This is a genomic window from Bacillus sp. SIMBA_074 (genome assembly GCF_046534555.1).
Lineage (GTDB): Bacteria > Bacillota > Bacilli > Bacillales > Bacillaceae_G > Bacillus_A > Bacillus_A mycoides.
In genome coordinates, this window is the sequence record NZ_JAWRYM010000540.1 from 1 (window position 1) to 271 (window position 271).

At 66.4% G+C, this 271-nt stretch carries 1 protein-coding gene; it reads right to left on the reverse strand.

Going from position 1 to position 271, the window contains the following annotated elements; all coding sequences use genetic code 11:
- Positions 1 to 271: linear amide C-N hydrolase (locus SB773_RS31895; RefSeq protein ID WP_410594337.1), on the reverse strand; the 271-nt coding region annotated here is incomplete at both ends.

Here is a 271-nt window from a genome sequence, read left to right on the forward strand (position 1 = left end):
GTGGGGACCTCACCCGTGACGGGGTCCGTGAGCTGGACCACCTGCACGCGGTTCGAGGTGATCCACCCCACGGCTTCCGCCACCGTGGCGAAATTGTCGAGGAAGTACTGCAACCAGACGGCCTGGCTCAGCGCTGGTCGTGACGGATCGAGCTCTCCGTATGAGGATTCGGCGAGCCAGAGAACGTGCCCGGCGAGCCCCGCCTCGTTCACCCCGTCGACCGTGATCATGTCGAAGGCCGTGGCGACGATGCTGCCGTACCGGGACTGCC